The sequence below is a fragment of the Streptomyces corynorhini genome (genome assembly GCF_003346515.1).
Lineage (GTDB): Bacteria > Actinomycetota > Actinomycetes > Streptomycetales > Streptomycetaceae > Streptomyces > Streptomyces corynorhini.
Genome location: NZ_QQNA01000055.1, coordinates 1 through 20,489, shown reverse-complemented (window position 1 = coordinate 20,489; position 20,489 = coordinate 1). Strand labels below are relative to the sequence as shown.

Below are 20,489 nucleotides of genomic sequence, written 5' to 3'. Positions count from 1 at the left end.
CCGTAGCGGATGGCATTGGTGACCAGTTCGGAGACCACCAGCTCGATATCCGCCGCCCGCTCGCCACGCGCCGTCGGCAGCCGCCTTCCGATGAACTCCCGCGCCCACCCTCGTGCCGCGTGCACCGACTGCGGCTCGCTCACCAACATGAGCTGCGGCGGCGGCCCCGCCGGCGGATGGGAATGGGCAACGTCGTACTGCTTCGGGAGCATGGTCACCACGCGTGTCCTCTCGTGGGTATGTAGGCCAGCGCACAAGAGCCCCTGGGTGGGGCGCTGGTCAGTGCTGGTTCGGGCTCGATTCGCACCGTTCCAAGAACACGAGCGGCTACTTTCCGCGTCCGAAAGGTCACTTGAAGTGGTGTTGGTTCGATGGTGGCGAGCCCGAAAGCGCAGATCCACCGACAGAGTCATGTCATTCCGAGGAGACGGAAGGCATGTTCGACAAAGATTCGCCATAGTTCCGACAGAGTCGCCAGAAAGCCATTCAGTGGGGTCCCGTTGGGACTCTGCGGTCGTACGGTCGCAGTGACACGCTGAACTAGAGAAGGGGATCCGATGACCACGCTCCTCCGGGTCTTAATCGATGAAATGCGATGGAAGGACTATCGGATTTTCATCGATCAATACCAGCGAGCGGCCCGGAGTCTGGCGGAGAAGGTTCGCGATCCCTCCCTCGCCACACACACGGTTTCGGACAGAACCTTCGAGCGTTGGTACGCAGGCCGGGTGACACCCCAGAACGAGGCACGCCGGATCCTGGCTCACCTCTTCATGAGGCCGATCAACGAACTCCTCGCCGAAGCCCCCTCGAAGGCGCCCATCGCCATGGGACCCAGGATGACTGGCGAGTTCAGCGCGACGCACACCACCATCCGTGCCGCTCCTGGCGCGGACCAGTACGAGATGGGACGGAACGCAGCTATGGCCGCACGACGCGCGATGGATTTCGCCATGGGAGCAGAGCAGAAGCGGGCGGGCCAGGAAACGCTCGACTACCTTCATACCGAGGTACGCCGTATCGCCGAAATCCACTTGCGCGTCCCTGTCGGGACCATCCTTGACGACCTGACCTACATCCAGGACACAACGTTCCGGCTCTTGGAGAGTGGCCGAGTCAAGCCGTCGCAGAGCCGAGATCTGTTTCTCCTCGCCGCCATCCAGTCAGGGATGCTGGCCAAAGCCGGACACGATCTCGGCGACCCTCAATCGGCCATGATGCAGGCGCGCACCGCATCCGTCTGCGCGGATCAGGCTGAGCACCAGGCACTGAGGGCTTGGGTGAAAGGGCTCCAGTCTGCTATCTCGTACTGGGCCAACCGGCCCGAGGACTCCCTGCACTACGCACGTCAGGGCGTCGAGATCAGCACCGAGCTACACAGCAGCGTCACTGTATGGCTGGCAGCCCAAGAGGCCCGTGCCGCAGCCCTGTTGGGTGACGCGAAGACCGTTCGTGCAGCAATTCGCCGCGCCGAGGAACTGCGGGAGCGCACCCGCCCGGACGATCTCGACGATCTGGGCGGAAACTTCTTCTTTCCTCAAATCAGGCAGACGTTCTTCGGTATCGAGGCGGAGGTCTTGCTCGGGGACAACGATGTGGCTCTGGTCAGGCGCGCAGAGGATGCGGTACGAGAGTTGAAGGACGCCAACGATCCGTACTGGGCGTTTGCTGCCGAGGCTGGCTGCCAGTCCAATCTCGCGCTCGCTCGACTTCAGATGGCGGACCTTGAAGGGACAGCCGAAGCCGTCCGCCCTGTACTCGACCTACCGCCCAACCGGCGCAATGCCGGCATCATCAGCTCCGTGCGGCGCGTGGAGACCTCCCTCCGCAGCGGGCCTTCGCGCAATTCGGTCATGGCGCGGGAGCTTTGCGAGAAGATCGCAGCCTTCAGTCGCAACCGGCCTCTGGCTCTGCGGCGCTGAAACGTCAGGAGTTTCAGAACATGTATCCAATTGCACGCCACGACGCTCGTCTCGCTCTCCGTGAACTCTCCGCGGCCGATGTCGCTGCCGTGGCTACCATCTACGGCAGCCACGAGGTCACCGAGCATCTGAGCTTCACTCCGCGCACACCAGAAGAGGTCGACGGCATCGTCGCCCGGTCCATGGCGTCGGCGACGGCCTCCCCACGGGACGAGTATGCGCTCGCTCTGACGCGAAAGGACGGGGGCGAGCTCATCGGCTTCGCCCGTTTGGCGCTCGACCCTCACCAGCAGCGCGCGGCCACCATCGGTGGCGCCCTGCGCGCCGACTCCTGGGGCCTCGGCTACGGCCGGGAGACCGTTCAGCTGCTGCTCGCTCTCGCCTTCGCCGACCTGGACCTCCACCGCGTCTGGGCGGCTCGCTCCCCGCTCAACGAGGCAGCGGCCAAGACCCTGCTGGCCGCAGGAATGACCGAAGAAGGACGCATCCGGGGGCACGTCCACGTGCACGGTGCCTGGCGCGACTCGATCACGTACGGGATCCTCCGCGAGGAATGGCCGGTCAACGAAAGCTCATAGGAACCCGGTCGTCAACGCGGCCGGCAACGTCTCCTCATCGGCGACCGGGTCGCCCGCCCAACAGACTTAGCCGGTGGTAGGTGTCCAGCAGCGCGTCACCAGCCGTGCACGGCGGTGGCGAGCTTCCAGCCCAGGTTGACTGCGTCCTGCGACCCCCTGTTCATCCCGGGGCCGCCCGAGCGGAAGTGCACGTGGGCCGCGTCGCCCGCGAGGAAGCCCCTCCCCCGCTGGTGCCACTCAAGTCGAGCCGGAGTGCGCGCGAGACCAGCAGTTCCTCGACCCCCGACCGCGCGCGGTCCCCCGTACGGGTGGCGGCTGTCCAGCGCTACGCACTCGAGCGGCGTGGGCAGGCAGGCCAAGTGGCCCGCGCGCAGGGCTCAGGAACGGACTCGGTCCGCGGGCGCGGTCCAGCCGCTGGACCGGATCCACTCGGCCAGGTCCCAGGTGGTCGGCTCGATCGCCCGCACCGCCGCGAGGTCCGACGGGTGTTCGGACGCCTTCTCGAACTCGCGGAACATCTCCCTGTCGAGTTCGTTGGGCAGGACGCTCAGCGGCAGGGCCTCGTAGCGCGACGGGAGCCCGGCGTAGGCGCCGAACGCGGCGGCGATCTGAGGGCCCGTCAACTCGTCGCCGACGGCCTCGACGGCTCCGCCGGGCACGTCCACGGTGCCGAGCAGGACCGCGGTGGCGATCCGGCCGATGTCCCTGATCGAGATCAGCTTGAGGGGGGCGTCCTCCGGCAGCGGCATCCTCAGCACCATCGTGCCGTCCTCCACCCTCGGCGCCATCACGTTCGCGAAGTTCTCCATGAAGCCGGTCGGACGGACCATCGTCGTCCTCAGGGCGGAACGCCTCAAGTGCTCCTCGATCCGGTGCTTCGAGTCGTGGTGTGGCACGCCCGTCACGCGATCCGCTCCGAAGACCGAATTGAACACGACGTGCGGCACGCGCGCCGCGACCGCCGCGTCGACGAGGGTGGTGCCCACGCGGACCTCCTCCTCGATCTCCTTGAGGCTGTTGGCCTCCGGGGTCATGAAGTAGAACGCGTCGACCGCCTCCAGCGCGGTGACCACGGACGCCGGGTCGTCGATCCGGACGGTTGCCAGCGCGACGCCCCGGGTGGCCAGTGCCCGTGCCCGGTCGGACTCCGGGGAGCGGACGAGGGCCCGCACTCGCGCCCCTCGGTCCAGGAGCGCGTCGACGACCGCCCCGCCCTGCTGCCCCGTCGCACCGAAGACGGCGATCGTGCCGGTTTCCTGCGTGTTCATCTCGTCTGCCCTCTCGCTAGTTCATGACATGAACCATAATAGTTCACGCCGTGAACTACTGCAAGGCGTGCGGGTGCCACGAGGGCACTGCGCGGTGGGTCAGGACGAAGCGGTGGGTCAGGACGAAGTGGAGGCCGAGACGCCGGACCTGTCCACGACGGCGGTGGCGACGCGTTCGAACTCGCGTTGGTCCTCGGCGTCGAGGTTCTCCGCGATGTCGGGCAGGCGCTTGGTGGTCTCGGCGTAGACGGCCTCGGCGAGCACCTTCCCCGTGGGCGTTACGCCGAGCATGATGACCCGCCGGTCCTGCTCTGAGCTGACCCGGCTGACCAGGTCGCGCCGCTCGGTGCGGTCCACAAGCTGACTCAGCGCGTTCTTGGTCATGCCGAGCGCGGTGGCGAGGTAGCTCATCCGCCGCGGCTCGTCCTTGATCGCGCACAGCAGCGTGGCCTGCGAGGAAGTCAGGTCGTACTCAGCGCAGATCTGCGCGTACCTGCGCTGGATCAGGACCGAGAGCCAGAAGAGCTTGTCGCCGTAGTCCACGCCCGCTTCCCCTCGTCCGGTGCCGAACGCGCAGTCTACCGCCGCGAGCGCGGCCGGGATGCGCTCGGAGAGCATGGCCGTGCGGGCGGCGCGGACGAGGCCGACCGCGGCGGGCACCAGCGCGGTGGCCCCGCCGTATCGATCACTGGTCAGACTGGCGACTACGCCATCAAACAAGGGCTCGTCAAAGCCACTACCAGCGACAACCCATCAAACATCCCAGACTGCGGTCGCCGTACCAGCCGAAATCTGCCCGCCAGGTCGTCATCGACGCTGATATCTGCCTTGTCGAGATGGTCGGACGGACTCTGCCGACGCCGCAAAGGCCAGGAGCTGCCCGGCTGGAAGCGGGAACACCACCGCCCGTACAAGCAGGTTCAGTCCCAGGCGAGCCCGTTCCGCACGGGCGAAGACCTCGAAGATCCTCCGCGACTGTCGGCTCAGGGGAGACAGCGTCCACGACACCATGCACGGCATCGCCCCGACCAAGCGATCTCCCCTTGTCGGACAGGACCACGGCCGAACTCAGGCGGGTGCCGCACTCGCGTCAGCCGACGGGGGCGGTGTGTGCCGCGGCCACCTCGCGCCCGTCTGTTCCACAGCAGCGGCCCGGAACACCGGCTCCTCGTGGTGGATACGCGACGGGATGGCGACGGTCTCGCCCCGCACCTCGACCTCGAAGGGCGTCATCGGTGCGGAGCCGGCCTCCGGCATGACCGTCAGGACACTCTGCACGTCACCGGCGAGACGGGTCGGAAATGCCGCCACGAGGGGGTGGGCGACGTTCGACGGACCCCGAGGCAGCTGCACCTCACGAGGGTAGACGCGGCGAATGATGTCACCGACGCCTACGAGCGGCTGTGTCGCGCGGGCTTCACCAGCCGTCTGGTACCCGCTTGACGGGCCGGTGGTCCGAACAGCGCGACCGGCGCTACGCCCGCACGCCCGTAAGTGCCGTCACCACCGGGTCCAGGGCCTGGTTGATCTCCTCGCCGATCGACCGGAAGAAGGTCAGGGGCGCGCCGTACGGGTCGTAGACCTCGTCCGCGTCCGCCGTGGGCGCCAGCAGCCAGCCGCGGAGCGCGGCGGCGGCGCGGACCAGGGCCTGGGCGCGTTCGACCACGCCGTCGTCCAGCGGGTCGGGCAGGGTGGCCGGGTCTATGGCGCGTACCAGCCGGGTGAACTCCTTGAGGGTGAAGGTGCGCAGCCCCGCCGAGTGGCCCATGGAGATCACCTGGGCGCGGTGGTCGCGGGTCGCGGTGAGGACGAGGTCGGCCCGGATGACGTGCTCGTCGAGCAGTTCACGGCCGACGAAGCCGGAGGCGTCCGCGCCGAAGTCGGCGAGGACGGCCTCGGCGTTGGCCTCCATCGGGGCGCCCTCGTGGCCCCAGGTGCCCGCACTCTCCACGATCAGGCCGCCCGGCAGCCGCTCGCCGAGGCGGACGCTGAGGGCGTGCCGGTTCAGCCGCTCGGTGATGGGCGAGCGGCAGACGTTGCCGGTACTGACGTGGAGGATGCGGAAAGGAGTGCCGGTGTACGCGGTCTCCGCTATGCCACGCCCCTGCGGGGCGGTCAATTGGCCACCTCAAGGTCGGGTACCACCTTGCGCAGCTCCTCTGCGTCGAGGGCGCCGGCCCGCAGCAGCACCGGAACCCGGCCGGTGACGTCGACGATCGAGGAGGGGATGTTGGCGGGCGTGGGGCCGCCGTCGAGGTAGACGGAGACGGAGTCGCCGAGCATCTCCTGCGCGGCGTCGCAGTTCTCGGGAGCCGGGTGTCCCGTGAGGTTGGCGCTGGAGACGGCCATCGGGCCGACCTCGGTGAGCAGTTCGATGGCGACGGGGTGCAGCGGCATCCGGATCGCGACGGTGCCGCGGGTGTCGCCGAGGTCCCACTGGAGCGAGGGCTGGTGCTTGGCGACCAGGGTCAGCGCGCCGGGCCAGAAGGCGTCGACCAGCTCCCACGCCTGCTCGGAGAAGTCCGTGACCAGGCCGTGCAGGGTGTTCGGGGAGCCGATGAGCACCGGAGTGGGCATGGTGCGGCCCCGCCCCTTAGCCGCCAGCAGGTCGGCGACCGCGTCGGCGCTGAAGGCGTCGGCGCCGATCCCGTACACCGTGTCGGTGGGCAGCACGACCAGCTCACCGCGGCGTACGGCCGACGCGGCCTCGCGCAGACCCGTGGCACGGTCGGTCGCGTCGTTGCAGTCGTATCGCCGAGCCATTTAACGGGCCCTCCTCGTGTGTGCCGCCCGGTTCGCCGCCGGGGCGCCATTCGCCCCTGCCCTCGGCCGACCGTGCTGGATTCGTTCGTTCCCCCGGAACCTCACGGCATGGCCTTGCGGGCCGTGGCGAAGCGGGGGCGCTTGTTCAGGTCGGGGTGGTCGGCGGCGTCCGCCCAGCCGGACTCCTCGCTGAAGATCCACGGGACCTGTCCGCCCTGGGTGTCCGCGTGCTCGATGACGACGAGACCGCCGGGGCGCAGCAGCCGGTGCGCGGTGCGCTCGATGCCGCGGATCGTGTCGAGGCCGTCCTCGCCGGAGAAGAGGGCCATCTCGGGGTCGTGGTCGCGGGCCTCGGGCGCCACGTACTCCCACTCGGTGAGCGGGATGTACGGCGGGTTGGAGATGACCAGGTCGACCTGGCCGTCCAGTTCGGGCAGCGCGCTCAGGGCGTCGCCGCGGTGCACGGTGACCCTGGACCCTTCCGCGTTCTTCCTGGTCCAGGCGAGGGCGTCCTCGGACAGCTCGACGGCGTGCACGCGCGAGCGCGGCACCTCCTGCGCCATGGCGAGGGCGATCGCGCCGGAGCCGGAGCACAGATCGACGACGATCGGCTCGACGACGTCCATCGCGCGTACGGCGTCTATGGCCCACCCGACGACCGACTCGGTCTCCGGGCGGGGCACGAACACGCCGGGGCCCACCTGGAGTTCCAGATAGCGGAAGAAGGCGCGGCCGGTGATGTGCTGAAGCGGTTCACGGGCCTCGCGGCGGGCCACGGCCTCCCAGTAACGGGCGTCGAAGTCGATGTCCTTGACGCGGTGCAGCTCACCCCGTTTGACGCCGTGCACGTACGCGGCGAGTTCCTCGGCGTCGAAGCGCGGTGAGGGCACGCCCGCGTCGGCCAGCCGCTGGGTGGCCTGGGCCACCTCCGCGAGCAGCAGGCTGCGCCGCTGGGAGTCGCTGGGCCCCCCAGAATGTGGCTGCACGGCTGGTTCCTCCGAGTGCGAGAGTGTGGCTGACGGGGTTACTGCGCGGCTGCCAGCTTGGCGGCGGAGTCGGCGTCCACGCAGGCCTGGATGACGGCGTCCAGCTCTCCGTCGAGCACCTGGTCCAAGTTGTACGCCTTGAATCCGACCCGGTGGTCCGAGATCCGGTTCTCCGGGAAGTTGTACGTGCGGATCTTCTCGGACCTGTCGACGGTGCGGACCTGGCTGCGCCGGGCGTCGGCCGCGTTCTTCTCCGCCTCCTCCTGCGCGGCGGCGAGCAGCCGCGAGCGCAGGATACGCATGGCCTGCTCCTTGTTCTGGAGCTGGCTCTTCTCGTTCTGGCAGGAGGCGACGACGCCGGTCGGCAGGTGGGTGATGCGGACGGCGGAGTCCGTGGTGTTGACGGACTGGCCGCCGGGGCCGGAGGAGCGGTAGACGTCGATGCGCAGGTCGTTGGCGAGGATCTCGACGTCGACCTCCTCGGCCTCGGGCGTGACGAGCACGCCGGCGGCGGAGGTGTGGATACGGCCCTGGGACTCGGTGGAGGGCACGCGCTGCACGCGGTGCACGCCGCCCTCGTACTTCAGCCGGGCCCACACGCCCTGGCCGGGCTCGGTGGCGCCGTTGCCGCCCTTGGTCTTCACCGCGACCTGGACGTCCTTGTAACCGCCCAGTTCGGATTCGGTGGCGTCGATGATCTCGGTCTTCCAGCCGACGCGCTCGGCGTAGCGCAGGTACATGCGCAGCAGGTCGCCGGCGAACAGCGCGGACTCGTCGCCGCCCGCGCCGGCCTTGACCTCAAGGATCACGTCCTTGTCGTCACTGGGGTCGCGGGGGACGAGCAGCAGGCGCAGCTTCTCGGTGACCTCTTCGCGGCGCTTCTCCGACTCCTTGGCCTCGGCGAGGAAGTCCGGGTCGTCGGCGGCGAACTCGCGGGCGGTCGCGATGTCCTCGCCCAGCTGCTTCCAGGAGCGGTACGTGGAGACGATCGGGGTCAGCTCGGCGTAACGCTTGTTGAGCTTGCGCGCGTTGCCCTGGTCCGCGTGGACCGACGGGTCGGCGAGCTTCTTCTCCAGATCGGCGTGCTCGCCGATCAGTTCCTCGACCGCCTCGAACATTCGGGGGCTCCTGGTTTCGTACGTAAGAAGTACTGCGAGAGTGCTGCGAAGGTGCTGCGGGACGCCAAAGCGCCGGTCCCGGCGCCCCGGCCCGTACAGGGCCTAGCGGGGTACCGGAAACCGGCGCGGAAGGCTCGCTACTTCTTGGCGGCGGCAGCGGCCTTGCCGAAGCGGGCCTCGAAGCGGGCCACGCGGCCACCGGTGTCGAGGATCTTCTGCTTGCCCGTGTAGAACGGGTGGCACTCGGAGCACAGGTCGGCGCGGATGCGGCCGCTCTCGATGGTGCTGCGGGTGACGAACGACGCGCCGCAGGTGCAGCTGACCTCGGTCTCGACGTACGTGGGGTGGATGTCGCGCTTCAAGGGGTTCTCCTAGATTCGGGAGGGCGCCGGGTCGTACGCGCGGATTGCTCGTACGTGAACCGGGGCCGACGTACCAGTCTGCCAGGACCGGCCGCATCTGCCCAAACCGGGGTGCGGCGGAAAGTATTCCGGAAGTGTTCCGCGGGTCCGGGTTCGGGGCCGTCCGCTCAGCTCTTGTCACTGCCCGTGACGACGCTGTGCGCGGAGCCCTTGTCGCCGGCGGAATCCCTGGTCGCCGAGGCGGGGATCGCCTTGTCCTGCTTGAGGGCCGTCCAGACCTGCCGGGCGGCGGCGGGCAGCGGCAGGACGCGGTTGGGGTCGTCGGGGTCGTAGCGCACCGGCAGGGTGATCATGTGGACGTCCTTCGGGCCGAGGTTCTTCAGCCCGTCGGCGAAGCTGATCAGCTCGTTGACGGAGTCCAGCCGGGAGTCCGGGGTGATCGCCTTGGTGGCGGTGTCGGCGAGGTCGTAGAGCTTCTTGGGGTTGCTGAACACGCCGACGCTCTTGACCTGCTCGATCAGCGCCTTGATGAACGCCTGCTGGAGCTGTATGCGGCCCAGGTCGCTGCCGTCGCCGACGCCGTGGCGGGTGCGCACCAGGCCGAGGGACTGCTCGCCGTCGAGCGTGTGGGTGCCGGGCGCCAGCGTGAGATGGCTCTTGGGGTCGTCGATGGCGCGGCTGGTGGTGATCTTGACGCCGCCCAGTTCGTCGACGAGCTTCTTGAAGCCGGTGAAATCGACCTCGATGTAGTGGTCCATGCGGATGCCGGACAGCTGCTCGACGGTCTTGACGGCGCAGGCGGGGCCGCCGACCTCGTACGCCGTGTTGAACATCGCCAGGTGCGCCCCCGGGTCCGTGCCGCCGTCGCCGGTGGCGCAGGCCGGGCGGTCGACCAGGGTGTCGCGGGGTACGGAGACGACGCTGGCCTTCTTGTGGCCCTGGTAGACGTGGACGATCATCGCCGTGTCGGAGCGGGCGCCGCCCTCGTCCTTGCCGTACGCGGAGTTCGCGCCTGCCCGGGAGTCCGAGCCGAGTACGAGGATGTCCTCGGAGCCGTTGTCGGGGTTGGCCGGGCGGTCCCTGCCCAGCTGCGCGTCGATGTCGACGCCCCTGATGTTGCCGTCGAGCTTGAAGTAGACGTATCCGAGCCCGGATCCGCCGACGAGCACCAGCGCCGCGGCCGACCAGGCCACCACGGTCGTCGCCCGGCGCGGTCTGCCCGCCGTCGTGCGGCGCTTGCCGCTGCCGCGTATTCGGCCGTTTTTCCGGTCGCCCATGTCCGTCCCTCTGTCCGTCTCCGTCGTCCTTGGCCCCCGGCTGCCTCCTGCCGCGGTGACGAGGCGCGCTATGTCGCCACTTGTACAGACAGTGAAGCATCCGGAAGGGTTGCACACCACGCTGTGCCGAGGGCAGGCGGCGGGCGGGCGCGGGCAGCTCGCCGGTGGGGCCGCCGCCGGGCCGCCCACCGCCTCGACCTGCGGCGCGGGGGTGCGAGGCCGCTCAGGGGGCGCTCAGGGACCGACGTGCGGGGTGTGGCGAAGGTCTCCGGGCGCACGGCCGGAGAGGGCGGACCGGCGGGCGGCCGGGCGGACCGGCGGGCGGACTGGCGGGCGGACTGGCGGTCGGACTGGCGGTCGGGCGGGCAGACCGGCGGTCGGGCGGGCTGGCGCGGGCACGAAAAATCCGCCCCGGCGCCTGTGGCGGCGGGGCGGATTCACGGGTGCGCGGGTCTGCGCGGGTCAGTCGTTCCCGTTGCCGGAGCCAGGGGTCGTCTTCTGGATCTGGAGCAGGAACTCGGCGTTCGACTTCGTCTTCTTCATCTTGTCGACGAGCAGCTCGATCGCCTGCTGCTGGTCGAGCGCGTGCAGCACCCGGCGCAGCTTCCAGACCACGGCCAGCTCGTCGCTGCCGAGGAGGATCTCTTCCTTACGGGTGGAGGACGCGTCCACGTCCACCGCCGGGAAGATGCGCTTGTCCGAGAGCTTCCGGTCGAGCCGCAGCTCCATGTTGCCGGTGCCCTTGAACTCCTCGAAGATGACCTCGTCCATCCGCGAACCGGTCTCGACCAGCGCGGTGGCCAGGATGGTCAGCGAACCGCCGTCCTCGATGTTGCGCGCCGCGCCGAAGAAGCGCTTCGGCGGGTAGAGCGCGGTCGAGTCGACACCACCGGACAGGATGCGGCCGGAGGCGGGCGCGGCGAGGTTGTACGCGCGGCCCAGACGGGTGATCGAGTCGAGCAGGACGACCACGTCGTGGCCCAGCTCCACCAGGCGCTTGGCGCGCTCGATGGCCAGCTCGGCGACGGTGGTGTGGTCCTCGGCCGGACGGTCGAAGGTCGAGGAGATGACCTCGCCCTTGACCGACCGCTGCATGTCGGTGACCTCTTCGGGACGCTCGTCGACGAGGACGACCATCAGGTGGCACTCGGGGCTGTTGACCGTGATCGCGTTGGCGATGGCCTGGAGGATCATGGTCTTGCCGGTCTTCGGCGGGGCCACGATCAGACCGCGCTGGCCCTTGCCGATGGGGGCGACCAGGTCGATGATCCGCGTGGTCGTCACCCCCGGGTCGGTCTCCAGCCGGAGCCGGTCCTGCGGGTAGAGCGGGGTCAGCTTCTGGAACTCGGGACGGCCCCGGCCCGAGTCCGCGCCCATGCCGTTGGCGGAGTCCAGCCGGACCAGCGCGTTGAACTTCTCGCGGCGCTCGCCGTCCTTGGGCTGGCGCACGGCGCCGGTGACGTGGTCGCCCTTGCGCAGGCCGTTCTTGCGGACCTGGGCGAGCGAGACGTACACGTCGTTCGGGCCCGGCAGGTAGCCGGAGGTCCGGATGAACGCGTAGTTGTCGAGGATGTCGAGGATGCCCGCGACGGGGATCAGCACGTCGTCGTCGGCGACCTGCGGCTCACCGGGGCCGAACTCGTCGCGCCCGCGGCGGCCACGCCGGTCGCGGTAGCGCCCGCGCCGGCCGCGCCGGCCGCCCGCCTCGTCGTCGAAGTCGTCCTGCGGGCCGTTGTTCGGGGCGTTCTGGCCGCTGTTCTGGCCGCCGCCGCGGTTGTCGCGCTGGTTGTCGCGCTGCTGGCGACCGCCGCCCTGCTGCTGGCCGCCCTGGCCGCCCTGCTGCTCGTCGCCCTTGCCGCGGCGGTCGCGCTGGCGGTCCCTGCGGTCGCCGCGGTCGCGCTCGGCGCGCTGGCCGCGGTCCTGACGGTCGCCGCGGCGGCCCTCGGCCTCGCTCTGCGCGGTGCCCGCGCCGGACGCGGAGACCGCGGCCTCGGCCCTGGCGTCGGGCTGTGCCTCGACCTTGACGTCGGCCGGCGCCTCGGCCTTGGCCTCCGTCTTGGTGTCGGGGCTGCCGGCCTGTGCGGTGGCCCTGCGACGGCGGCGCTCGCCCGCGGGCTGTTCGTCGCTGGCGGGCTGGCCGGGGATGTCGATCTGCTGCTGGGCCACGGCCTGCTCGGCCTTGCCGGCCTTCGCCTCGGCGGCGGCCTCGCCCGTACGGGCCTTGGAGGTGGCGCGCCGCTTGGGCTTGGTCTCGGCGCCGTCGGCGGTGCTGTCAGCGGGCTTGGCCGCCTGCGAGGAGCCGGCCTGCGCCTCCTTGATGACCTCGATCAGCTGGCTTTTGCGCATCCGCGCCGTGCCCCTGATCCCGAGGCCGGACGCGACCTGCTGCAACTCGGCCAGGACCATGCCGTCGAGGCCGGTGCCGGAGCGGCGGCGCCGCGAGGTGGTGCCAGTGGCAGCACCTTCGGCGGGCGCGCTGGTGTCGACACTGCTGTCGGCAGTCACGCCCATCAGATCGGTGGTGTCGCTCACGAAGGGTCCTTCCCTGGAGCGGACGTCGGCCTTCTGGCTCGGCGACCGGTTGTGCTGTCCGGCTGCGGTCCCATCTTGTGGACCGGGCCGGGGCGGTGGTCCCGCCGGATGTGGCGGAGAAATCTGCGTAGGTGCATACGTGCTGTCTGGATACGTGCGTACGTGCCATGGGCCCGGCCCGAGGTCCCCCTGCTCGGCCCTCCGCGGGGAAAAACGGGGGGTGTCGTGCCGGTTCCGGTGCGTGCTCAAAACTGCTCAGGCAGGCTGCTCAGGCAGTTGGGGAGGCTCCCGGAAGAAGGGTGGTCCCGAAGCGGGACACGAAGCACCGCGCCTCAAAGACGTCGGGTGCAGACTTGAGGTTAACACTACCGGCTCCAACAAACATTCCCCCTCTCACTCACCGGCAATCACTTGTTACTGCGAGCCGAGCGGCAGGACGCTCGCACCCCCGGCGTCGAGGGAGAGCCGGTTGGCCGCCCATCCCTCACCCGCCAGCCGCGCGACCTTGTCGGCCGCACCGTCCTCGACCAGCGCCAGGACCGTGGGGCCCGCGCCGGAGATGACCGCCGGGACACCGTCCGCGCGCAGCCGGTTGACCAGGGCGACGCTCTGCGGCATCGCCGGTGCCCGGTAGTCCTGGTGGAGCCGGTCCTCGGTGGCCGGCAGCAGCAGTTCGGGACGCCTGGTCATGGCCTCCACGAGCAGGGCCGCGCGACCGGCGTTGGCCGCCGCGTCCACATGGGGGACGGTGCGCGGCAGCAGGCCGCGGGCGGTCTCCGTGAGGACCGGCTTGCCGGGAACGAAAACCACCGGAACGATGGACCCGACGGGGCTCATCCTGATGGCGCGCGCCGCTCCCCCGTCCATCCAGGCCAGGGTGAAGCCGCCGAGCAGACAGGCGGCGACGTTGTCGGGGTGCCCCTCGATCTCGGTCGCCAGCTCCAGCAGCGCCGCGTCGTCGAGCCGGGCGTCGCCGCCTATGGTGACCGCGCGGGCGGCGACGATCCCGGCGCAGATCGCGGCCGAGGAGGAGCCGAGGCCGCGCCCGTGCGGGATGCGGTTGGCGCAGACGACCTCCAGGCCGCGCGGCTGCCCGCCGAGCAGGTCGAAAGCGGTGCGCAGGGACCGTACGAGCAGATGGTTCTCGTCGCGGGGCAGCGTCTCGGCGCCCTCGCCCGCGATGTCGACGTGCAGCCCGGAGTCGGCGACACGGACGACCACGTCGTCGTAGAGCCCCAGCGAGAGCCCCAGGGCGTCGAAGCCCGGACCGAGGTTGGCGCTGGTGGCGGGGGTGCGCACCCGTACGGCGGCGGCGCGGAACGCGGGACCGGCCATCGCTTCGACGACTCTCCTTGGCTGCTGCGGGTGGGATTCCCGCGCGAGGTGCGGGACATACGGAACGCCCGGAGGCGAGCGGGCATCAACACCACGCGGCATATGCGGCGGGCGGGATTGGGTACAGCCTATCGAAGGTTGGTTCCGCCGCGACATAGGGCGCACAGGAGGCGCACGATGCGTGTCGCGGGGCCTCCTGTGCGCCTTTGTCGGTCTTGCCGTACTTCGACGCGCGCGACGTGGCCGACGTACGGCTTCACCGCCGTACGTCAGCGGGCCGGGCCGCGCTTCAGGACGTGAGCCCGAGCCGTTCGGCGGCGACGACCGCGTCGATCGGGACGGTGACCGGCTGCGGCGCGCCCGCGACCGCCCAGTCCGGGTCCTTGAGGCCGTTGCCGGTGACGGTGCACACGATGCGCTGGCCGGGGTCGACCTTGCCCTCCTCGGCGGCCTTGAGCAGACCGGCCACGGAGGCGGCCGAGGCGGGCTCCACGAAGACGCCCTCCTGGGAGGCCAACAGCCGGTAGGCGGAGAGGATCTGCCGGTCCGTCACCTCGTCGATGAAGCCGCCGGACTCGTCGCGGGCGGCCAGCGCGTACTGCCAGGACGCCGGGTTGCCGATCCGGATCGCGGTGGCGACGGTGTGCGGGTCCTTGACGATCTCGCCGCGCACGATGGGCGCGGAGCCGGACGCCTGGAAGCCCCACATGCGCGGCGTGTGCGACGCCACGCCGTCGGCGGCGTACTCGGTGTAGCCCTTCCAGTACGCGGTGATGTTGCCCGCGTTGCCGACGGGCAGCACATGGATGTCGGGGGCGTCGCCGAGCGCGTCCACGATCTCGAAGGCGCCGGTCTTCTGACCCTCGATACGCACCGGGTTGACCGAATTGACCAGTGCCACCGGGTAGTTGTCGGAGAGCGAGCGGGCGAGCGTCAGGCAGTCGTCGAAGTTCCCCTCGACCTGCAGGATCTTCGCGCCGTGCACCAGCGCCTGGCCCATCTTGCCCAGCGCGATCTTGCCCTGGGGCACGAGGACCGCGCAGACCATCCCGGCGCGCACCGCGTAGGCGGCGGCGGAGGCGGAGGTGTTGCCGGTGGAGGCGCAGATGACCGCCTGGGCGCCCTCCTCCTTGGCCCGGGTGATGGCCATGGTCATGCCACGGTCCTTGAAGGATCCGGTCGGGTTGGCGCCCTCGACCTTGAGGTGCACCTCACAGCCGGTCCGCTCGGAGAGCACCTGCGCGGGAACGAGCGGCGTGCCGCCCTCGCGGAGCGTGACGACCGGCGTCCTCTCCGTCACCGGGAGACGGTGCCGGTACTCCTCGATGATGCCGCGCCACTGGTGGGTGCCCTCGCGGGTGCCGTTGCTGGTCATGGGTCCCTTACTCCCCTTCCACACGCATGATGCTGGCGACACCGCGCACGGTGTCGAGCTTGCGCAGCGCTTCGACGGTCCCCGAGAGGGCGGCGTCGCGCGCGCGGTGGGTGACGACGACGAGGGAAGCCTCGCCGTCCCCGTCCGGCCGGCCTTTCTGCCGTACGGTGTCGATCGATACGCCGTGCTCGGCGAAGACCGCCGCGACCTGGGCGAGCACGCCCGGTTTGTCGGCCACGTCGAGGCTGATGTGATAGCGCGTCACCACGTCGCCCATGGGGCTGACCGGCAGCCTGGTGTACGCGGACTCGCCGGGGCCCGTCGCCCCGGCCAGCTTGTTGCGGCAGACCGCGACCAGGTCGCCGAGGACGGCCGACGCGGTGGGCGAACCGCCCGCGCCGGGGCCGTAGAACATCAGCTGTCCGGCCGCCGCCGCCTCGACGAAGACCGCGTTGTACGCCTCGCGCACGGAGGCCAGCGGATGGCTGAGCGGGATCATCGCCGGGTGGACGCGGGCGGTGACGGACCTGCCGTCGGCGGCGCGCTCGCAGATGGCGAGGAGCTTGACCGTACAGCCCATGCGCTGGGCGGAGGCGAGGTCGGCCGAGGTGACCTCGGTGATGCCCTCGCGGTGGACGTCGTCCAGCCGTACCCGGGTGTGGAAGGCGATCCCGGCGAGGATCGCGGCCTTGGCGGCGGCGTCGAAGCCCTCGACGTCCGCCGTCGGGTCGGCCTCCGCGTAGCCGAGGGCGGTGGCCTCGTCGAGCGCCTCGGAGTAGCCGGCGCCCGCGGTGTCCATCCGGTCGAGGATGAAGTTGGTCGTGCCGTTGACGATGCCCAGGACCCGGTTGACGGTGTCCCCGGCGAGGGATTCGCGCAACGGCCTGATCAGCGGGATCGCGCCCGCGACGGCGGCCTCGAAGTACAGGTCGCGGCCGTGCCGCTCGGCGGCCTCGTAGAGCGTCGCGCCGTCCTCCGCGAGGAGCGCCTTGTTGGCGGAGACGACGGAGGCGCCGTGCGCGAAGGCGGTGGTGATGAGCGTACGGGCGGGCTCGATCCCGCCGATCACCTCGACCACCACGTCGATGTCGTCCCGCTCGACCAGGGCGGTGGCGTCGGTGGTGATCAGCGCGGGGTCGATGCCCTCGCGCACCTTGCCGGGCCGCCTGACCGCGACCCCGGCCAGCTCGACCGGGGCCCCGATCCGCGCCGTGAGGTCGTCGGCGTGCGTCGTCATGATGCGCGCCACCTCTGAGCCGACCACACCGCAGCCCAGCAGCGCCACCTTCAGCGGACGCGTACGCATCATCCGACCTACGCCTTTCATCCAACACAGCCGTTCGAGCACGAGAGGTACAGCAAGCGGTACGGGATCAGTGCGATCCAGTCTCACTCACCGGACGGGACTTTCTGTCCTTCGTCCAGATTGCGAGATGTTTTTCTCATTCTCCGACGTCGAGCCGGAGAAGATCCTCCTCCGTCTCCCGGCGGACGATCACCCGGGCCTCGCCGTCCCCGACGGCGACGACGGGCGGCCGGAGCGCGTGGTTGTAGTTGCTCGCCATCGAGCGGCAGTACGCGCCGGTGGCGGGCACGGCGATCAGGTCGCCGGGCGCCAGGTCGGCGGGGAGGAACGCGTCCCGTACGACGATGTCGCCGCTCTCGCAGTGCTTGCCGACGACGCGGGTGAGCATCGCCTCGGCGTCGGAGCGGCGGGAGACGAGCGCGACGCTGTACTCGGCGTCGTAGAGGGCGGTACGGATGTTGTCGGACATGCCGCCGTCCACACTGACATACGTGCGCAGACCTTCGAGCGGCTTGATGGTGCCGACCTCGTAGAGCGTGAACGCGGTGGGCCCGACGATCGCGCGCCCCGGCTCGACGGAGATACGCGGGGTGCGCAGCCCGGCCGACTCGCACTCGCGGGTGACGATGTCGCTGAGCGCCTTGGCGATGTCGTACGGCTCGCGCGGGGTGTCCTGCGCGGTGTAGGCGATGCCGAGGCCGCCGCCGAGGTCGATCTCGGGCAGTTCCACGCCGTGTTCGTCGCGGATGTCGGCGAGCAGCCCCACGACGCGGCGGGCGGAGACCTCGAAGCCCGCCATGTCGAAGATCTGCGAGCCGATGTGCGAGTGGATGCCGATCAGTTCGAGACCGTCGAGCCCCAGAGCGCGCCGGACGGCCTCGGCCGCCTGTCCCCCGGCGAGCGCGATGCCGAACTTCTGGTCCTCGTGCGCCGTCGCGATGAATTCGTGCGTGTGGGCCTCGACGCCGACGGTGACCCTGATCTGGACGGGCTGGCGCTTGCCGAGGCGCCGGGCGGCATGGGCGACCTGGACGATCTCCTGGAACGAGTCGAGGACGATCCGGCCGACTCCGGCGGCGACGGCGCGCTCGATCTCGCCGGCGGACTTGTTGTTGCCGTGGAAGGCGATGCGCTCGGCGGGCATCCCGGCGGCCAGCGCGGTCGTCAGCTCGCCGCCCGAGCACACGTCGAGGTTGAGCCCCTCCTCGTGCAGCCAGCGCACGACGGCGCGGGAGAGGAACGCCTTGCCCGCGTAGAACACGTCGGCGCCGGGGCCGAAGGCGTCCGCCCAGGCGCGGCAGCGGGCCCGGAAGTCGGCCTCGTCGAGGAAGTAGGCGGGGGTGCCGAACTCCTCGGCGAGCCGGGTCACTTCGATGCCCCCGACGGTGGCCACCCCGGCCTCGTTCCTGCGGACCGTGCGCGACCAGATCTTCTCGTCGAGGACGTTGAGGTCGTCGGCGGGGGCCGTGTAGTGGCCCTCGGGCAGTACGTCCCCGTGGCGGGGGCCTGCGGGGTGTGCTGAACGGCTCATGTTCGTGGCTCTCTTGGTTGTTCAGAGGTGTTCTGGGGCGTCGATGCCGAGCAGGGACAGGCCGCCGGCCAGCACGGCCCCGGCGGCGGCGGCGAGCGCGAGCCGGGAGCGGTGGGCGGCCGAGGGTTTCTCGTCGCCGAGCGGCAGCGGACGGGCGGTCTCCTGGAAGCGCAGGAAGGTCTCCGCGGTCTGTTCGAGGTGGCGGGCGAGGCGGTCGGGCGCGCGCAGCCGGGCGGCGGCTTCGAGGACGGCGGGGTGGTCGCCGAGGGCGGTGAGCAGGCCGGTGTGCGTCTCCTCGCCCCTTTCGTAGCCGGGGGTGATGCCGAGGTCCGCGGCGCCTCTGGCCAGCGCGCGGGCGCGGGCGTGTGCGTAGCGGACCCGGAAGAGGGGGTTGCTCTCGCGCTGTACGAGCAGGCGGGGGCCGGTGTACGGACGGTCGTGCGCGGCGGGCCGCAGCAGCGCCCAGCGCAGCGCGTCGGGGCCGAGCCGGGCGAGGTGGTCACCGGCGGGCGCGGGGGCGGGCCGGAGCGTCTCGGCGGCGCCGGGGACGATGTCCGCGGCGGCGCCCTGGGTACGGAGCAGCGCGACGGCGGTCCGGGTCCACAGCTGGGCGCGCGTCTCCGCGGCGGGCGCGAAGCGGGCGGGCGCGGCGGCGGCGAGGGCGGTGCCGTGTCCGTACCGTGCGCCGTCGCGCCGGACGGCGCGGACCAGGTCGGCGCGGAGCCGGTCGCGGCTGTCGTCGGCGAGGGTGAAGTTCAGGAATCCGGGGCCGGTGATCTCGACGCGTGCGATGGCCCCGGCGGCTCCGGGCGCCGCCTCGACCCGGCCGCGCAGGATCTCGGCGACCTCGCGGGGCGGGCGTCCCGCAGGACCGGCCAGGCGCAGCGCGACGCCGGTGGCGTAGTCCCCGCTGCCGCCGGGGCCCGGCCGCTCGATCACGACCCGGTCGGGCACGGGACCGGGCAGCGCGTCGTCCGCGACGGCGCGGCACAGGGCGTGCCGCACGGTTCGGGAGAGTTCTGCGGGGGTCACGGGACCAGCGTAGGGGAGGAGGGTGGGCTCTTGGCGAACCCGTTTCGCCATGCGGGCGGCCCGGGGCCGTCAGCTCCGGGCGGATCCGGCCCGTCCGGCGCCGTAGCGGCCGTCACGCGCCGACGGCGCCTCCTGGCGGGTCAGCCGCCGCACGAGTCGGACCAGCTCCGAGGGTTCGAAGGGCTTGGCGAGGAAGGCGTCGGCCCCGGCGGCGAGACCGGCCTCCATCTCGTACTGCGTGCAGGCGCTGATGATCGCGAGGGGCACGAGGCGGGTGCGTGGGTCGGCGCGCAGCCGGGCGGCGGTGCGCACCCCGTCGAGCCGGGGCATCACCATGTCGAGGGTGATGGCGTCGGGCCGTACGTCGTGCACCACGTCCAGGCATTCGGCACCGTCGGCAGCGGTCACGACCTCGAACCCCTCCAGCTCAAGGTTGACCCTGATCAGCTGCCGGATGACTCGGTTGTCGTCGACAACGAGCACCCGGCCGGACGCCCCGGACACCCTTCGAGAGTAGGTCCGATGGCGGCGCCGCGTCCGGGTTTTGCCCACTTCCACCCGGCGCGGACGGCCGGTGTGCGCCCCGGGCATAGTCTCTCGGGATGGAGCAGAACGAAGTTGTCCTCAGGGTCATCGGAATCCTGACGCAGTCGGCGGAGTGGGTCAGGACGGCGGGCGCGCAGGACCCGGAGGCGGCGGGGTCCGCCGAGCCGGGGGCCGAGCCGGGGGCCGAGCCTGGCGCCGGGCAGATCGGCTCGCTGCTCGCCGAGGTCTTCCCCTCGTTCACGGTCTCCCCCGAGGCGACGCCGCTGGAGGCGGCGCACGCGGTGACCGAGGCGGCGCTGCCCGCCGTGATGCGGCTGATCGGCGCGTTCTCGTACATCTACGCCGAGCTGGCGCGGGTGCACGACAGCGGGCGTACGGACATCACGTCGGAGGAGCTGCTGCGGGAGCTGGCGCTGCGGATGTCGCGTCCCGGCGACGGGGAGTGAGCCGTCGGGCGGGAAGGCCACCGGCCACCGCGAGGGCGGCGGTGCGCGGGCGGGGGCGGCAGGAGCGCGGCTCGCGCGGCGGCGTCCGGAGGGGCGGCCCCGTACCGGCCGT

General features: G+C 70.9%; 19 protein-coding genes and 2 pseudogenes. 3 read left to right on the top strand and 18 right to left on the bottom strand.

Annotation, left to right across the window (positions count from 1 at the left end):
- Positions 1-218 (bottom strand): annotated as a pseudogene (locus DVH02_RS35075) (ATP-binding protein); the annotation flags it as partial.
- A 339-nt stretch (positions 219-557) separates the two neighbouring features.
- Here DVH02_RS35075 and DVH02_RS08940 point away from each other — a divergent pair.
- Together DVH02_RS08940 and DVH02_RS08935 are read left to right on the top strand one after the other, a co-directional pair.
- Positions 558-1,922 carry a hypothetical protein gene (locus DVH02_RS08940; RefSeq protein WP_114623212.1) on the top strand — a complete coding sequence of 455 codons (1,365 nt, stop codon included), beginning with the start codon at positions 558-560 and terminating at the stop codon, positions 1,920-1,922.
- A gap of 20 nt (positions 1,923-1,942) precedes the next feature.
- On the top strand, positions 1,943-2,500 hold the full coding sequence (locus DVH02_RS08935) for a GNAT family N-acetyltransferase (RefSeq protein ID WP_114623211.1): 558 nt from the start codon (positions 1,943-1,945) through the stop codon (positions 2,498-2,500).
- A 98-nt stretch (positions 2,501-2,598) separates the two neighbouring features.
- Here the strand turns inward: DVH02_RS08935 and DVH02_RS35965 are convergent.
- The 17 genes and pseudogenes from DVH02_RS35965 to DVH02_RS08850 all read right to left on the bottom strand — a co-directional run.
- A pseudogene (locus tag DVH02_RS35965) lies at positions 2,599-2,733 on the bottom strand (FAD-dependent monooxygenase); the annotation flags it as partial.
- A 144-nt stretch (positions 2,734-2,877) separates the two neighbouring features.
- Positions 2,878-3,768, bottom strand: coding sequence for an NmrA/HSCARG family protein (locus DVH02_RS08925; protein WP_114623209.1), 891 nt, complete (start codon positions 3,766-3,768; stop codon positions 2,878-2,880).
- Between the two features lie 117 nt (positions 3,769-3,885).
- A complete protein-coding gene (locus DVH02_RS08920) occupies positions 3,886-4,488 on the bottom strand; it encodes a MarR family winged helix-turn-helix transcriptional regulator (RefSeq protein ID WP_233518108.1) in 603 nt (200 codons plus the stop codon).
- 348 nt (positions 4,489-4,836) lie between these two features.
- The gene (locus DVH02_RS08915; RefSeq protein WP_233518107.1) at positions 4,837-5,121 is read right to left on the bottom strand and encodes a hypothetical protein; all 285 of its coding nucleotides are present in this window, start codon (positions 5,119-5,121) and stop codon (positions 4,837-4,839) included.
- Between the two features lie 121 nt (positions 5,122-5,242).
- Complete coding sequence (locus DVH02_RS08910) at positions 5,243-5,887, bottom strand: arsenate reductase/protein-tyrosine-phosphatase family protein (protein ID WP_114623208.1); 645 nt, start codon at positions 5,885-5,887, stop codon at positions 5,243-5,245.
- Entirely contained in the window at positions 5,884-6,531 is a 648-nt protein-coding gene (locus DVH02_RS08905) for an L-threonylcarbamoyladenylate synthase (protein WP_114623207.1), read from the bottom strand. Before DVH02_RS08905 ends, DVH02_RS08910 begins: the two co-directional genes overlap by 4 nt.
- Before the next feature lie 101 nt (positions 6,532-6,632).
- On the bottom strand, positions 6,633-7,517 hold the full coding sequence (prmC, locus tag DVH02_RS08900) for a peptide chain release factor N(5)-glutamine methyltransferase (RefSeq protein ID WP_199566212.1): 885 nt from the start codon (positions 7,515-7,517) through the stop codon (positions 6,633-6,635).
- Positions 7,518-7,555: 38 nt separating this feature from the next.
- Entirely contained in the window at positions 7,556-8,635 is a 1,080-nt protein-coding gene (gene prfA, locus DVH02_RS08895) for a peptide chain release factor 1 (protein WP_114623206.1), read from the bottom strand.
- A 137-nt stretch (positions 8,636-8,772) separates the two neighbouring features.
- Positions 8,773-8,997: a 50S ribosomal protein L31 gene (rpmE, locus tag DVH02_RS08890; protein WP_114623205.1), complete on the bottom strand. Its 225-nt coding sequence runs from the start codon at positions 8,995-8,997 to the stop codon at positions 8,773-8,775.
- Between the two features lie 167 nt (positions 8,998-9,164).
- Complete coding sequence (locus DVH02_RS08885) at positions 9,165-10,274, bottom strand: LCP family protein (protein ID WP_114623204.1); 1,110 nt, start codon at positions 10,272-10,274, stop codon at positions 9,165-9,167.
- 462 nt (positions 10,275-10,736) lie between these two features.
- On the bottom strand, positions 10,737-12,806 hold the full coding sequence (gene rho, locus DVH02_RS08880) for a transcription termination factor Rho (RefSeq protein WP_114623203.1): 2,070 nt from the start codon (positions 12,804-12,806) through the stop codon (positions 10,737-10,739).
- A 414-nt stretch (positions 12,807-13,220) separates the two neighbouring features.
- On the bottom strand, positions 13,221-14,141 hold the full coding sequence (gene thrB, locus DVH02_RS08875; protein ID WP_114623202.1) for a homoserine kinase: 921 nt from the start codon (positions 14,139-14,141) through the stop codon (positions 13,221-13,223).
- A gap of 289 nt (positions 14,142-14,430) precedes the next feature.
- Entirely contained in the window at positions 14,431-15,516 is a 1,086-nt protein-coding gene (gene thrC / locus DVH02_RS08870; RefSeq protein WP_114623201.1) for a threonine synthase, read from the bottom strand.
- Between the two features lie 7 nt (positions 15,517-15,523).
- Positions 15,524-16,825 (bottom strand): homoserine dehydrogenase, encoded by a 1,302-nt coding sequence (locus DVH02_RS08865; RefSeq protein ID WP_199566211.1) that lies wholly within the window; start codon positions 16,823-16,825, stop codon positions 15,524-15,526.
- A gap of 133 nt (positions 16,826-16,958) precedes the next feature.
- Positions 16,959-18,353, bottom strand: a complete 1,395-nt coding sequence (lysA, locus tag DVH02_RS08860; RefSeq protein ID WP_114623200.1) for a diaminopimelate decarboxylase — start codon at positions 18,351-18,353, stop codon at positions 16,959-16,961.
- 21 nt (positions 18,354-18,374) lie between these two features.
- On the bottom strand, positions 18,375-19,385 hold the full coding sequence (gene nrtL / locus DVH02_RS08855; RefSeq protein ID WP_114623199.1) for an ArgS-related anticodon-binding protein NrtL: 1,011 nt from the start codon (positions 19,383-19,385) through the stop codon (positions 18,375-18,377).
- Between the two features lie 69 nt (positions 19,386-19,454).
- Positions 19,455-19,976 carry a response regulator gene (locus DVH02_RS08850; protein WP_199566210.1) on the bottom strand — a complete coding sequence of 174 codons (522 nt, stop codon included), beginning with the start codon at positions 19,974-19,976 and terminating at the stop codon, positions 19,455-19,457.
- Between the two features lie 11 nt (positions 19,977-19,987).
- Between DVH02_RS08850 and DVH02_RS08845 the strand changes: the two genes are divergently transcribed.
- Complete coding sequence (locus tag DVH02_RS08845) at positions 19,988-20,377, top strand: hypothetical protein (protein ID WP_114623198.1); 390 nt, start codon at positions 19,988-19,990, stop codon at positions 20,375-20,377.
- Positions 20,378-20,489: the final 112 nt, after the last annotated feature.

Coding starts and splice junctions, on each gene's coding strand:
- DVH02_RS08925 (WP_114623209.1), bottom strand. CDS start 3,768: ATGAACACGCAGGAAACCGGCACGATCGCCGTCTTCGGTGCGACGGGG.
- DVH02_RS08935 (WP_114623211.1), top strand. CDS start 1,943: ATGTATCCAATTGCACGCCACGACGCTCGTCTCGCTCTCCGTGAACTC.
- lysA (WP_114623200.1), bottom strand. CDS start 18,353: ATGAGCCGTTCAGCACACCCCGCAGGCCCCCGCCACGGGGACGTACTG.
- DVH02_RS08885 (WP_114623204.1), bottom strand. CDS start 10,274: ATGGGCGACCGGAAAAACGGCCGAATACGCGGCAGCGGCAAGCGCCGC.
- DVH02_RS08865 (WP_199566211.1), bottom strand. CDS start 16,825: ATGATGCGTACGCGTCCGCTGAAGGTGGCGCTGCTGGGCTGCGGTGTG.
- DVH02_RS08845 (WP_114623198.1), top strand. CDS start 19,988: ATGGAGCAGAACGAAGTTGTCCTCAGGGTCATCGGAATCCTGACGCAG.
- DVH02_RS08850 (WP_199566210.1), bottom strand. CDS start 19,976: ATGCCCGGGGCGCACACCGGCCGTCCGCGCCGGGTGGAAGTGGGCAAA.
- DVH02_RS08940 (WP_114623212.1), top strand. CDS start 558: ATGACCACGCTCCTCCGGGTCTTAATCGATGAAATGCGATGGAAGGAC.
- DVH02_RS08905 (WP_114623207.1), bottom strand. CDS start 6,531: ATGGCTCGGCGATACGACTGCAACGACGCGACCGACCGTGCCACGGGT.
- thrB (WP_114623202.1), bottom strand. CDS start 14,141: ATGGCCGGTCCCGCGTTCCGCGCCGCCGCCGTACGGGTGCGCACCCCC.
- thrC (WP_114623201.1), bottom strand. CDS start 15,516: ATGACCAGCAACGGCACCCGCGAGGGCACCCACCAGTGGCGCGGCATC.
- prfA (WP_114623206.1), bottom strand. CDS start 8,635: ATGTTCGAGGCGGTCGAGGAACTGATCGGCGAGCACGCCGATCTGGAG.